Below are 13860 nucleotides of genomic sequence, written 5' to 3' on the forward strand. Positions count from 1 at the left end.
ATAAAGCGAATGAGCATAGCTTGTCGGCAGGAGCAGGGCGGTGCAAGAGGGTTGTTGGTCGTAATTGGCATTTGCCGCGCTGTCGGGGGGGTTGATTATCGACCGATGCAGTGGCGATATAAGCGCCTAATAAAACTTCAGGGGTCGTTGTATGCCGCTCGCCACGTTGATTCACCGCGCCAGTTTGCCCAGCCCGCAAGTGTCTGCGGAGCAAGCGCTAGAGCTGCTGGAGGGGCATTACGGGTTGAGCGGCAGGTTGCACGCCCTGGGCAGCCAGCAGGACCTGAACTTCCGGGTCGACAGTGATGAGGGGCGTTTTGTCCTGAAAATCTGCCGGGGCGACTATTCGGCGCTGGAACTGCAAGCCCAGCATGCCGGGCTCAAGCATCTGGGTGAAAAATCCAGTGTGCATGTGCCGCGAGTGATCCCTGCCAAAAACGGCGCTGACCTGCTCACTCTGGAAGTTGCCGGTCAGGCCGTGCATGTGCGCCTGCTCGATTACATCGAGGGCCAGTCGCTGACCCACCTCGATCATCTGCCCGGTTCGGTGGTGGCCGGTTTCGGTCGACTCTGTGGCGAAATGGACCTGGCGCTGGCCGCCTTCGAGCATCCGGGCCTTGAGCGCACGCTGCAATGGGACGGCCGTCATGCCAATGCGTTGATCGGTCATTTGCTGCCGGTGATCAAGGATGATGCGCAACGCCAATTGATCGCCGAAGCCGCAGAACGTGCCGAGCGCCATTTGCAGCCGCTGGTGGAAAAGCTGCCGGTGCAGGCGATTCACATGGACATCACTGACGACAACGTGGTCTGGCAGCGCGACTCGCAACGCCAGTGGCAGTTGCAGGGGGTGATTGATTTCGGCGACCTGATCCGCACCTGGCGCATTACCGATCTGTCGGTTACCTGCGCGGCATTGCTGCACCACGCCGCTGGCGATCCGTTTTATATCTTGCCGGCGGTTCAGGCGTATCACGCCGTCAATCCGCTCACCCATGAAGAATTGTTGGCGTTATGGCCGCTGATCGTCGCGCGCGCGGCGGTGCTGGTGCTGAGCGGAGAACAGCAGGTCAGCATTGATCCGGGCAATGATTACAGCCGCGACAACCTGACCCATGAGTGGGAGATCTTTCGCGTGGCCACGTCGTTGCCGCTGGTATTGATGGAAGCGGCGATTCTGACGTCAGTCGGCCAGACGCTGCCGAGCATTGGCAGCGAAGGTTTCGCGCCATTGCTGCCAAGCCTGGTGGGGCGTGAATTTGCCTTGATCGATCTGGGCGTGCTGAGCCCGCATTTTGAAGCCGGTAACTGGGAGCAGGAGGGCGTTGATCAGCGTTTGCTGACTGAAGCGGCTGCGGCGCACGGCCTGGCGGCCAGCCGATATGGTCAATATCGTTTGTCTCGCACTCAACCGGACAGTGCCGCTGAACCCGACACTTGCCCGTTGCACGTGGAGTTGCGAGTGCCCAACGGCACGGCGGTCGAGTCGCCATTTGCCGGCGTGGTTCATCAGCCGACGGCGGGTGTGCTGCAACTGGACGGTCCGCAACTGAGTGTGCGGTTGTGGGGCGTGACGCCGTCGCTGCACGTCGGTGCGGCGCTGGTCAAAGGCCATGTGCTGGGCGCGGTCAGCGGGCCATTGATCGTGCAGTTGAGCCGAGGCGCTTCGTTCGATGCGCCGTTGTTTTGCACGCCGTCTCGCGCTGCGGCCTGGCAAGCGTTGTGTCCGTCGCCAGCGGCGCTGCTGGGGCTGGCTTGCGATGCTGAAGCAGAGCTCGATTCACAGACATTGTTGGCGCGTCGCGATGCCAGTTTCGCGCGCACGCAGAAGCACTATTACGTCGACCCGCCACGCATCGAACGCGGCTGGCGCAATCACCTGATCGACATGCAGGGCCGCTCCTACCTCGACATGCTCAACAACGTCGCGGTGCTCGGCCACGGTCATCCGCGCATGGCGGCTGTGGCCAGTCGTCAGTGGTCGTTGCTCAACACCAACTCACGCTTCAACTACGCCGCGGTGGCCGAGTTTTCCGAGCGTTTGCTGAAGTTATCGCCGGAGAGCATGGACCGGGTGTTTCTGGTCAACAGCGGCAGCGAGGCCAACGACTTGGCGATCCGCCTGGCATGGGCCTACAGCGGCGGTCGCGACATGCTCAGCGTGCTGGAGGCCTATCACGGCTGGACGGTGGGCGCGGACGCGGTCTCGACCTCGATTGCCGACAACCCGAAAGCCTTGAGCAGCCGTCCCGATTGGGTGCATCCGGTGACCGCGCCGAATATCTATCGCGGCGAATTCCGTGGCCCGGGCAGCGCACCGGACTATGTACGCAGCGTCGAACACAACCTGGCAAAAATCGCCGAGCAGAAACGCCAGTTGGCCGGTTTTATCTGTGAGCCTGTGTACGGCAATGCCGGCGGGATCTCGCTGCCACCGGGTTATCTGAAACAGGTCTATGCGCTGGTTCGCGCGCAGGGTGGTGTGTGTATCGCTGATGAAGTGCAGGTCGGTTACGGCCGCATGGGTCACTTCTTCTGGGGCTTCGAAGAGCAGGGCGTGGTGCCGGACATCATCACCATGGCCAAGGGCATGGGCAACGGCCAGCCGCTGGGCGCGGTGATCACTCGCCGGGAAATCGCCGAGGCGCTGGAGGCTGAGGGGTATTTCTTCTCGTCGGCGGGCGGCAGTCCGGTCAGTTGCCAGATCGGCATGGCGGTGCTGGATGTGATGGAAGAAGAAAAGCTCTGGGAAAATGCTCAGGTGGTAGGCGGGTATTTCAAGGAGCGGCTTGAAGCGTTGATCGATATTCATCCGTTGGTGGGCGCGGTGCATGGTTCCGGGTTCTATCTGGGCGTGGAGCTGATCCGCAATCGCGAGACTCTGGAGCCGGCGACTGAAGAAACTGCGGCGTTGTGTGATCGCTTGCGGGAGTTGGGGATTTTCATGCAGCCGACGGGGGATTACCTGAACGTGCTCAAGATCAAACCGCCGATGGTGACTTCGCGGCGGAGTGTGGATTTCTTTGTCGACATGCTCTCGAAGGTGTTGGATGAAGGCCTGTAAGGCTTGAGATCGCCTTCGCGGGCAAGCCACGCTCCCACAGGTCCGCGTCATACACAGGTTTCACGAACGACACGAAACCTGTGGGAGCGGGCTTGCCCGCAAAGGCGGCATCAGAAATGCCGACAAAACATCGATTGTTATCTGGTTTAAGTGCGTAAAAATAGACGGATTGACGACTAACTGCTTTTAAAGCCGATATTTATCGGATATAACGTCGTCACTGCCAACGTTAAGCACTTGCCCGGAGATGATTCATGAGCCGTATCGTTACCGTCGCTGCCACCCAGATGGCCTGTTCCTGGGACCTTGAAGCCAACCTCGAGACCGCTGAGAAATTGGTTCGTGAGGCCGCGGCCAAAGGCGCGCAGATCATCCTGATCCAGGAACTGTTCGAGGCGCCGTACTTCTGCCAGAAGCCGAATCCGGATTACCTGCAACTGGCCACGGCGGTTGAAGACAACGTCGCCATCAAGCATTTCCAGAAAGTCGCCAAGGAGCTGCAAGTGGTGCTGCCGATCAGCTTTTACGAACTGGCGGGCCGCGCGCGTTTCAACAGCATCGCGATCATCGATGCCGACGGCAGCAACCTCGGGATTTATCGTAAAAGCCACATCCCGGACGGCCCGGGCTATCACGAAAAGTATTACTTCAACCCGGGCGATACCGGTTTCAAAGTCTGGAACACCCGTTACGCGAAAATCGGCGTGGGCATCTGCTGGGACCAGTGGTTCCCGGAATGCGCCCGCAGCATGGCGTTGCTCGGCGCGGAAATCCTGTTCTACCCGACCGCCATCGGCAGCGAGCCGCACGACAAAACCATTTCCTCCCGTGACCACTGGCAGCGCGTGCAACAAGGCCATGCCGGCGCCAACCTGATGCCGCTGATCGCCAGCAACCGCATCGGCAACGAAGAGCAGGACGGCTACGACATCACCTTTTACGGCTCGTCGTTCATCGCCAACCAGTTCGGCGAGAAGGTCCAGGAACTCGATAAGACCGAAGAGGGCGTGCTGGTTCATCGCTTCGACCTCGATGAGTTGGAGCACATTCGCAGCGCGTGGGGCTCGTTCCGCGATCGTCGCCCGAACCTATACAATGCGATCAAAACCCTCGACGGTTCCCTGGAGTCCTGATCGCATGACCACTTTAAACAGCACCCCGCGCGCCGACGGCTTCTACATGCCTGCCGAGTGGGCGCCACAAACCCAGACCTGGATGATCTGGCCCGAGCGTCCGGACAACTGGCGTCTGGGCGGCAAACCCGCACAAGCCGCGCACGTGACCGTGGCCAAGGCCATCGCCCGTTTTGAACCGGTGACCGTGGCGGTCTCCGCCGGCCAATACGAAAACGCCCGAGCCCGTCTCGACGTGCCGAATATTCGTGTGGTCGAGATGTCCAGCGATGACGCCTGGGTTCGCGACACCGGCCCGACATTCGTCATCAACAACAGTGGCGAAGTCCGTGGCGTGAACTGGGACTTCAACTCGTGGGGCGGTTTCGATGGCGGGTTGTATTCGCCGTGGAATCGCGACTCGCAGGTGGGCGGCAAGATCCTTGAGATCGAGCGCAGTCAGCGCTACCGCACCGAAGGCTTCGTGCTCGAAGGTGGTTCGATCCACGTCGATGGCGAAGGCACTCTGATCACCACCGAAGAATGCCTGCTCAACCGCAATCGCAATCCGCACCTTAATCGTGCAGACATCGAAGCGGTGCTCAGCGCCAACCTGGCTGTGGATAAAATCATCTGGCTGCCGGACGGTCTGTTCAACGACGAAACCGACGGCCATGTGGATAACTTCTGCTGCTACGTGCGTCCGGGTGAGGTATTGCTGGCCTGGACCGATGACCCGCAGGACCCGAACTACCCGCGCTGCCAGGCTGCAATGAAAGTGCTGGAAAGCAGCACCGATGCCAAGGGGCGCCCATTCACGGTGCACAAGATGCCGATCCCGGGGCCGCTGTATGCGACCGAGGAAGAGTGCGCTGGCGTGGATCCGGTGGACGGAACTCAGGAGCGTAATCCGACCGTGCGTCTGGCCGGTTCCTACGTGAACTTTCTGATCGTCAACGGCGGGATTATCGCGCCGAGTTTTGACGACCCGCTGGACGGGCCGGCGAAAGAGATTCTGCAGGCGCTGTTCCCGCAGCACGAAGTGGTTATGGTGCCGGGCCGCGAACTGTTACTGGGGGGCGGTAACATCCACTGCCTTACCCAACAACAGCCGGCGCCGCACAAGGAGTGAGTGGGGTTGTAACAGCCTGAACCGGTTGAAAAACCACCAAGGCACCGGTTTATCCCCGCCGTTCATCAAGAAGCCCGCAGCCCGAAAGGACTGCGGGCTTCTTTGTATCCGCTTGTCGACACTTGAGAAACATTGGCACAGCTCTTGTATCTGGCATGGGGTGAAACAGGGAGGGGGAGGACTTCGATGTTCTGTCATAAACCTTGGATAAGTTAGCCGCTCACAAACCGGGAGAGAGCGCCGAAATGAACGCCGAAATGAACGTAGTGAGCGAGCGGGCATTGCATCCCCTGGCAGTCAATAGCGAATCGCTCCAGGTTCTTGCGCACTGGTTGAAGTCCAATGGAACGCGTCAGATCAGAGAACCTGATCCGCGCCGGATGATGATCGATCGTTACCCCGCTGGTTTATTCAGCGAGGCGGAACTGGAAGCGTTGTGGGATGTGATGGAAGGATAAGAAGAATAAACAAAGGATTGATAAAAGCGCTGCCGGGAGGGCGGCGCTTTTTTATGGGCGATGGTTTTTTGAAATACAGACTTTTGGTCACCACCACCCCCTGTGGGAGCGGGCTTGCTCGGGTAGAAACCGGAGACATCCTTTACGTTTTAAACCGGAGACATCCTGTGGTGTTTAGAAGCTATAGGTGCCAGTCACCACCAGGCTACGCGGTTCGCCTGGTTGTATCTGTGCGGCGCTGGTGGCCGACGAGTAATAGGTCTTGTCGCTGATGTTGTTCAGCGCCGCGCGCAAGTCCCAGTCCTTCTGCCGGAACCCGGCCAGTGCATCCCAACGGCCATAACCCGGCAGTACGACGGTGTTGAGGTTATCGGCATAACGCTGGCCGACCAGGGTCAACCCGGTTTCCGCATACCAGCCCATTTCCGGTTTCCAGGTCAGGAACAGGCTACCGTTGTGCTTGGCCACGTTGCTGATGCGTTTGCCTTCAAAGCCGTTGTTGTCCTTCTCGACCGTCGCGTCTTGCACGCCGACGCCACCGCGCACGTACCAGTTGCCGGCGATTTTGCCGGTGCCGGTCAGCTCGATCCCGCGGGAACGTTGCAGGCCCGAGAGCAATGTGATGGTCGGGTTGAGCGGATCGCTGGTGCGACGGTTGTAGAGTTCCAGTTCGTAGATCGCGAGGGTGGTGCTCAGGCGGTCGTCGAGCCAGTCGCTCTTCACGCCGATTTCCTTCTGCTTGGTCAGCTCGGGGCTCAAGTCGTTGCTATTACCGGCAACACCCGGGGTGATGCCGATCAAGCCGCCGCCCACTGGCGAGAATGTCTTGGTCCAGGACGCATAGAACGAGTGATTCTGCAGCGGCGTCCAGACCAAGCCTACACGCGGGCTGGTGCTGTGACTGTCACGGTCTTCGGAAATGTTGCGCAGCTTGTTGGTCGATTCGATGTCGAAGGTGTCGTAGCGCAGACCGGCCAGCAATTGCCATTGGTCGTTCAGGCGCAATTGATCCTGTACGTACACCGCACGGCTTTCGACTTCCGTGTGGTTGTCGCTGGACACCTGCATGCGCCCGGTATGACGCAGATCGCGATTCGGGTTGTACAGGTCCAGCGCCGGCACCGGCGAGCTGCCCGGCCCGGAAGTGGCCGCGTTGTACAAGGTCGGATCGCGGCGCTGGCTGCCGATCTCGATGCCGGTCAGCAAACGATGCTCCAGGCCGAAGGTGTCGAAACCTCCTTCCAGTTCGACGTTGTTATAGACGTTGCGGGTTGTCAGGTCCTGCTGCCAATGCTGACGCGTGACCTTGTTGGTGGCCGGGGAGTAACCAGTCAAATACGTGTTGTCGAAATCGCTGTCGAGCTTGAACACGCCCAGTGTGTGGCGCAGCTGCCAGTTGTCGCTGAGTTCATAGCTGAGTTTGGAACGCAGGGATTGCGATTTGTCGTCGATGAAATCGTGCTCGCTGCCATAGGTCGTATCGCGTCCTACGTCTGCCGGGCGTCCGTTGACGCCGGGGATGCCGCGATCCGGCGTTCGGTTGTAGCGGCTGTATTCGTACTGCACCAGCCAGTTCAGGTCCGGCGTCAGTTGCCAGCTCATCGACGGCGCGAACAGTTGGCGATTGCCGCTGACACCATCGCGGAAGCTGTTCTGATCCATGTTGCCCATATTCAGGCGCAGACTGATGTTCTCGGACGGATCGGTGCTGAGGTCAGCATAAAGGCTGCGCAAGTCATCGCTGCCGCCTTGGGCTTCGAGGGTCGAACGACGGCCGAACTCGGGCAGTTTGCTGACCCGGTTGACGATCCCGCCCTGGCTGCCACGACCGTACAGAACGGCCGCCGGGCCCTTGAGTACTTCGATGCGCTCGATGTTGTGCAAGTCGCGCACGTATTGGCTGTCGTCACGAATGCCATCGAGGTAGAAGTCGTTGCTGGCGTCGAAACCGCGGATGCGCAGGCTGTCGAAACGGGTGTCGGCGCCGCTGCTGACGTTGGGGATGCCACTCAACGCGGTGCCCAGGTCATTGGTGCCGTAATCCGAGACATTCGAAGTTTTCATCGAATCGATGGCCTGTGGCACGTAGCGTACCGGTGTCGCGGTGCGGGTTGCGGTGCTGGTTTCCTTCACTCGCGGATCGTCGACTTCTGCTTCGGCACTGATCGAGGTTTCGGGTAAAACGGTGGTCGCGGCGCAGGTGAAACCGGCAGACAGAAAAGCAGAAAGCCCAAGGGTGACGGGCGTAAGGCGGAAGGGGGCAGGCATCTGAAGCGCATCCGAAAGGGTTGAAGAATTCAAGGGTGCGAATGGTAATGCTTGCTATTTACTTTCGTTAATTATTCTTGAAAAGCACCGTTGTTTGATTGTTTCGAGTTGTGTCGAGATTGCTACGGGGTCTCGGTAAGGGAATTCGCCCGATTCCTGAAACAGACTGAAAGTCATTCCAGAGTTTTTTCGCAACGGTCCGAGGATTAGTCTGCCGGCATCGAATTTTCCTGATGCCCCCCCCTATGATCCTTCACTATATTTACGACCCTTTATGCGGCTGGTGCTACGGCGCCAAACCGCTGGTGCAAGCCGCCCAGGACGTGTTGCCGGTGATCGCCCACGGTGGCGGAATGATGAGCGGCGCCAACCGTCAAACCGTTTCACCACAGTTGCGCAACTACGTGATACCCCACGACCGCCGCATCGCCGAATACTCCGGCCAGCCATTTGGCGAAGCGTATTTCGATGGGCTGTTGTGCGATGACACCGCTGTGTTCGATTCCACACCGCCGATTGCGGCAGTGTTGGCCGCCGAAGAGGTGGCGGGGCGCGGGCTTGAATTGCTGGGGCGTTTGCAGACGGCTCATTACGTGGAAGGTCGGCGCATCGCCGATCACGCGGTTTTGTTTGAACTGGCAAAGGACATAGGCCTGAAACATCAACCTTTCGGGGCCGCTTTCAACAGTGCCGATACCGATCAGCACATCAAGAGCAGTCGCGCCTTGTTGGCCAGAATCGGCGGACAGGGTTTTCCAACGCTGGCCCTTGAGCAAAATGGCCAATTCACGCTGGTCGATGTCAGCCCATGGCTCGGCAATCCGCAGGCCTTTGCAACCTGGCTTGCTCAGTTCGCTTAGACGTTTTCAGCCTATCGTTAGACGATTCATCAAATTGACATGGTGTTCTGGGCGCGGCTAGCATTCGCTCAACGCCTGTGGCTAACCGCCATGACTCATAAAACAATAAAAAGGCCCGCCACGTTTTTCTCGTGGGCGGGCCTTTTTGTTTTGGGGTGAAAAAAGAGTGCGATAGCGCCGTTTCAGCCGTTCGACACAGCGCGTATCAACCGGTAATAAGGAAAAGAACAAAATGTTGAATAAGCGAATCAGCCTGATCGCTCTGGGGATGTTGAGCGCTACACAGGCCATGGCTAACGACCAGGCCGAATCCAAGGGATTTGTTGAAGACAGCAGCCTCAAAGTGCTGCTGCGCAACGCCTACATCAATCGTGATTACAAAGACGGTCGTGCGGACAAAGCCGAATGGGGCCAAGCGGCCATCGGCACGTTCTCGTCCGGCTTCACCCAAGGCACCGTCGGTGTCGGTGTGGATGCTTTCGGTCTGTACGCATTGCGCCTGGATGGCGGCAAGGGTCGCACCGGCGCACAAGGCATCGACTTCTTTAAAAAGGGCGACAGCGGCAACGCGGCTGACGACCTGTCGAAGGGCGGCGCAGCGGTCAAATTCCGCCTCTCCAGCACCACGCTGACCTACGGCGACCAGATGCCGGCCCTGCCGGTGCTGAGCTACGACAACGTGCGTCTGCTGCCAGAAAGCTACACCGGCACCTTGATCACCTCCCGGGAGATAAAAGGCCTGGAGCTGAACGCCGGTCGCTTCACCGCCGAATCGCGCAAAAGCGCTGAAGGCCGTGACAGTGGCGGCCTGAAGTCGATCAACGTGTTGGGCGGTAGTTACCAGTTCACCGAACAATTCAAGGCTGCGCTCTACGCATCCGACGTCGAAGACGTGCTGAAGAAGCAATACGTGAACGCCAACTACGTGTTCCCGATCGACAAGGATCAGTCCCTGACCCTGGACTTCAACGGCTATCGGACCAAGCTGGACGATTCCTACGTCCGCGAAAGCGGCGCTACCGGCGACGACAACAAAATCTGGAGCCTGGCAGCGACCTTCGCCACCGGCCCGCACTCGTTCACGCTGGCTCACCAGCGCAGCACCGGCGACAGCAACCTGGGCTACGCCTACGGCGGCTATCAGAAGGATCAAGGTCGTGTCGGCGACGGTGGCAACACCATCTACCTGGCGAACTCCTACTGGTCCGACTTCAACGCCGAAGACGAGCGCAGCTGGCAGTTGGGCTACGGCCTGGACTTCACCGCATTTGGCGTTCCCGGCCTGAGCTACAACTTCGCCTACGTGCGCGGTGACAACATCACCACGTCCACCAGCGAAGGCGGCACCGAGCGCGAAATCTTCAACCAGTTCAAGTACGTCGTGCAAAGCGGCCCGGCCAAAGACCTGAGCGTGAAACTGCGCAGCTCGATCCTGCGTGTCTCGCAGAAATCCAGCGAGTACAACGTCAGCGGTAACGAAGTGCGTGTGTTTGTGGATTACCCGATCAACATCTTCTGATGATCGATTGAGTGTTCAACACTCGCTGAAAAACCCCGAATGGCTCGGGGTTTTTTTTGCCTGACAACCATCGAAAAACGCATAAAACGGCCATTTTCGATCGTAAAAAGTCGAATTAAAGCCACGTCATCCTCCGTTTCAAGCAGCGCTTGATATGCCTCAAATTCTTTCTCATGGACGTAAATCCTGTGCTCTCTAGATTAGGCAGCTAAATGCACGGAGATTTTTAAAATGATCGTTTTGAACAAAGAAGTGGGCGAATTTCTACGGCGTGACAAATATGCCAATGTCCGGGGTGCTGACTTCAATCTTTTCGGTCATTTCAACGATTTCGTCAGATTGACCAGAAGTTGGGAAAACATGGAGCCGGACAGTTACTACGGTCAGGCCGAGGCGGGCATGCGTTATCGCCGCTACAGCGATTTCGAATACAACCCGGTCACGCGCGACCTGAAGCAACTGGAACACCGCGCCTATGTTCAGTCCAAGGCTAACAACAGCTACGTGGGCGGGATGGTTCGGCACTTCCAGGACTTCTCCGATGAGATCATCAGTTCGCCGGTGATGCGCAGCCTGATCGACACCGACTTCGAAGTGTACAAAAACGTGTTGCCACCCGAGTTGCACGACGAAATCTGGCAATGCCAGATTCATCAGATCCGCATCGAGATCAAGCCGGGCAAACAACTGGAAATCACCCCGGAAGGGATTCACTGCGACGGTTATCCGTTCAGCGGCGTGCACTTCTGGGGACGCAATAACGTTGAAGGGGCAGAGAGCCGTTTGTACGACACCGAAAACCAGGAACACCTGGCCTCGACGACGTATCAGGAAATCCTCGACACCACCTACTTTCTCGATCGCGACATGCGTCACTACGTGACACCGGCACGCAATACCCATTCTCACGACATGGCGTACCGGCAGATTCTGGCGATCTCTTTCTCGCGGCCCGGGACCGCTTTTGACATTGTTCGCTGAACAGTACAACGCCGTAAGCAGCCTCGCCGAGTGCCCCGCACCGGTGATGCTGCGGCGTACGACAGCCAAGGATGCACAGCGCCTGGAACGCTTCTTTCGACAATTCGAAGAGGTGTCTTTCTGTGAATGGCAGGACGCCAAATGCCTGCGCGGTGTGCTGGTGCAGAAAACCACCACCGCGTTTATCGCACTGGATGTCAGCGGCGAAATCGTCGGCGCAGTGTTGGGCGGAATGCTCGGTAGTCGCGGCACGATCAACCACCTCGCCGTGAGCCCGGATTACCGCAGCCAGGGCGTCGGTCAACGCCTGGTTGAAGCGGCATCCTCGGACATGAAACGCGTGGGTGTGCTGCGCATGTTCCTGTTTGTCGACGATGCTAACCTTGCCGGCCAGCGCTTCTGGAGTGCCCAGGGTTTTTGCGAACCGCGCGGTGAAAGAACATTTGAGAGGGACCTATGAATGAGACGTCCAGCAGCCAGCCGCTGATGGTCGAGCCGCATGCTTCGCGCACCTTCGCCGAAGCCAGCCCAGTGGTTGCGGGTTACTTCACGGTGTCGTTTGTGTTCGGTTTGATGGCGGTGAATGCCGGGTTGCCCGTGTGGCTGCCGGTCGCCATGTGCCTGTTCGTGTATGCCGGCGCTTCGCAGTTTGCCGCCCTGGCGCTGATTTCCAGCGGTGCTTCGCTCACCACTATCATCCTCACCACGTTTCTGATCAACGCGCGGCACATGCTGATGTCGGTCTATATGGCCAAGGCGTTGCAAGCCATGGGGCTCAGTCGAATGGAGCGCTGGTGTTACGCGGGCGGGCTGACCGATGAGTCGTTTGCTTTTCACAGCGTCAAACTGGGCAAGGGCTCACCCGTCAACGTGCGTTACCTGATCGGTTTCAACCTGTTTTGCCACACTTCGTGGGTGCTCGGCGGTTTGCTGGGGGCGATTTGCGCGCAGTACGCGGCGCACTTGATCCAGTATCAGCTTGACTACGCGCTGACCGCGATGATGCTCTACGTGCTGGTGTCGCTGTGCAACACGCGTAACAAACTCATCGCCGCACTGGCCGCTGTCGCCTGCATGGGCGTACTGAGCCTGGTCGGCAGCTCGCCCTTCAACGTATTCATCGCCACATTCGTGGGCTGCGGGGTGGGCGTATGCCTGACCAAACGTTCCTGATTCTGGTGGTCGCGCTGATGATGGCCGTGACCTTCTTGCCGCGCGCGTTACCGCTGCAAGTGAACACCGACCATTGGCCGCCCTTCGTCGCCCGGGCGCTGGAATACCTGCCGGTGGCGATCGTCGCTGCAATCAGCCTCACGCCGTTGTTGATCAAGGATCAGCACGTGCAGCTCGATCGCCCGGAATTTTATGCCGCGATTCCGACGTTGTTATGTGCGTATTTCAGCAAAAACCTCTTTCTCTCCGTTGCGGTGGGAACGGCTGCGTACATTGCGCTCGGCTCGTTCATGTAGCGGGAGGTCGACCACATCGTGCAAGGCCTGCCCCGACAACTCCGGATTATTGATCGCCAGCCGCACTTCGAGGGCATCCTCGAAACCGGGGAAAATCGTCAGGCCATTACGCTGGGCGGCATCCCGCGAGACCATGCCGAGGCCGTCCATTTGCGTGATCAACGACAACGTCAGGGTTTCGCTGCACGAATAGACCATCCGCTTGCCCGACTCGTAATTGCCCAGGCCTGCGTCGAGAAAGCGCAGGAAGCTGTGGGAATACGGACAATCGTCCGCCGGGCGCACCTGAAATTTGTTGCCGAGCAACACCAGCGGATCATGTTCCTGACCGCAATGCGCACCGACCACCTGCACCTGGACCTCGGGCAGGATGATGCTGGGCAGCCCTGGCTTCTGCGGACCGATCAGCACCGCCAGGTCGAAGTCCTCGTTCTTCAGCTTGCTGAGGTTTTCCATCGACTCGGCGTAGCTGAATTCCAGCTGATAGTCGGGAAACACCTCGATCAGGCGTCCGATCATTCGCCGATTGAAGTCAGCCGACAGCGTCGTGTTCAGCGCCACCTTGAGCGTGCGCTGCCCCGGCACCTTCAGCGCGGCGACTTTTTCTTCCAGTTGCCGCGTGGCAACCAACACCTTGTCCATGTAAGGCGTGAGTTCCGTGCCCTGCGGAGTCAGGGTCAACCCCTTGTTGGAGCGACGAAACAACCGAAAACCAAACTGCTCTTCAACCTTGTTCAACTGCGCGGCCAACGCCTGCACGGTTAAACAGGAATGCTCTGCCGCCGCCGACAAAGAGCCGGTCTGCACAATGCGCATCAGGTTGCGTAAGGTTCTGCTATCCATTGGGTAATGCCCTCTAAAGTGGGCTGGCTATTGTTGAGTACCTGGCCGCCGGTTGGGCGATACGTGCTGGCTATAATCCTGCACATGAACACGCTTGTCCCGAGTTTAGTAGCGAAATGATGCTGCGTCCGATGGCTGGAGGCTTACATAGAGT

Annotated in this window: 12 protein-coding genes; 10 read left to right on the forward strand and 2 right to left on the reverse strand. The window is 58.7% G+C overall.

The window, feature by feature from the left end:
• The first annotated feature begins 151 nt into the window (after positions 1 to 151).
• From DJ564_RS02355 to DJ564_RS02370, 4 genes are all read left to right on the forward strand, one after another.
• Complete coding sequence (locus tag DJ564_RS02355) at positions 152 to 3064, forward strand: aminotransferase (RefSeq protein WP_109627390.1); 2913 nt, start codon at positions 152 to 154, stop codon at positions 3062 to 3064.
• Positions 3065 to 3318: 254 nt separating this feature from the next.
• Positions 3319 to 4197, forward strand: a complete 879-nt coding sequence (aguB, locus tag DJ564_RS02360; RefSeq protein WP_109627392.1) for an N-carbamoylputrescine amidase — start codon at positions 3319 to 3321, stop codon at positions 4195 to 4197.
• A gap of 4 nt (positions 4198 to 4201) precedes the next feature.
• Complete coding sequence (aguA, locus tag DJ564_RS02365; RefSeq protein WP_109627410.1) at positions 4202 to 5308, forward strand: agmatine deiminase; 1107 nt, start codon at positions 4202 to 4204, stop codon at positions 5306 to 5308.
• Between the two features lie 245 nt (positions 5309 to 5553).
• Positions 5554 to 5766, forward strand: a complete 213-nt coding sequence (locus tag DJ564_RS02370) for a hypothetical protein (RefSeq protein ID WP_109627411.1) — start codon at positions 5554 to 5556, stop codon at positions 5764 to 5766.
• A 174-nt stretch (positions 5767 to 5940) separates the two neighbouring features.
• Here DJ564_RS02370 and DJ564_RS02375 read toward each other — a convergent pair whose 3' ends face one another.
• Entirely contained in the window at positions 5941 to 8034 is a 2094-nt protein-coding gene (locus DJ564_RS02375) for a TonB-dependent siderophore receptor (RefSeq protein WP_109627413.1), read from the reverse strand.
• Positions 8035 to 8279: 245 nt separating this feature from the next.
• On the opposite strand from DJ564_RS02375, the gene DJ564_RS02380 reads away from it, so the two are divergent.
• From DJ564_RS02380 to DJ564_RS02405, 6 genes are all read left to right on the forward strand, one after another.
• Positions 8280 to 8894, forward strand: a complete 615-nt coding sequence (locus tag DJ564_RS02380) for a DsbA family protein (RefSeq protein ID WP_109627414.1) — start codon at positions 8280 to 8282, stop codon at positions 8892 to 8894.
• A gap of 232 nt (positions 8895 to 9126) precedes the next feature.
• Complete coding sequence (locus tag DJ564_RS02385) at positions 9127 to 10413, forward strand: OprD family porin (protein ID WP_109627416.1); 1287 nt, start codon at positions 9127 to 9129, stop codon at positions 10411 to 10413.
• A gap of 231 nt (positions 10414 to 10644) precedes the next feature.
• Complete coding sequence (locus DJ564_RS02390) at positions 10645 to 11394, forward strand: 2OG-Fe dioxygenase family protein (protein WP_094469618.1); 750 nt, start codon at positions 10645 to 10647, stop codon at positions 11392 to 11394.
• Positions 11395 to 11440: 46 nt separating this feature from the next.
• The gene (locus tag DJ564_RS02395) at positions 11441 to 11854 is read left to right on the forward strand and encodes a GNAT family N-acetyltransferase (protein WP_178082335.1); all 414 of its coding nucleotides are present in this window, start codon (positions 11441 to 11443) and stop codon (positions 11852 to 11854) included.
• The gene (locus tag DJ564_RS02400; protein WP_109627418.1) at positions 11851 to 12567 is read left to right on the forward strand and encodes an AzlC family ABC transporter permease; all 717 of its coding nucleotides are present in this window, start codon (positions 11851 to 11853) and stop codon (positions 12565 to 12567) included. Before DJ564_RS02395 ends, DJ564_RS02400 begins: the two co-directional genes overlap by 4 nt.
• Complete coding sequence (locus tag DJ564_RS02405; RefSeq protein ID WP_094469616.1) at positions 12546 to 12863, forward strand: AzlD domain-containing protein; 318 nt, start codon at positions 12546 to 12548, stop codon at positions 12861 to 12863. Before DJ564_RS02400 ends, DJ564_RS02405 begins: the two co-directional genes overlap by 22 nt.
• On the opposite strand, the gene DJ564_RS02410 is transcribed toward DJ564_RS02405, so the two are convergent.
• Positions 12780 to 13706, reverse strand: a complete 927-nt coding sequence (locus DJ564_RS02410; protein ID WP_109627420.1) for a LysR family transcriptional regulator — start codon at positions 13704 to 13706, stop codon at positions 12780 to 12782. The two genes, DJ564_RS02405 and DJ564_RS02410, sit on opposite strands and share 84 nt — an antisense overlap.
• Positions 13707 to 13860 lie beyond the last annotated feature (154 nt).

This window comes from Pseudomonas sp. 31-12 (assembly GCF_003151075.1).
Taxonomy (GTDB): Bacteria; Pseudomonadota; Gammaproteobacteria; order Pseudomonadales; family Pseudomonadaceae; genus Aquipseudomonas.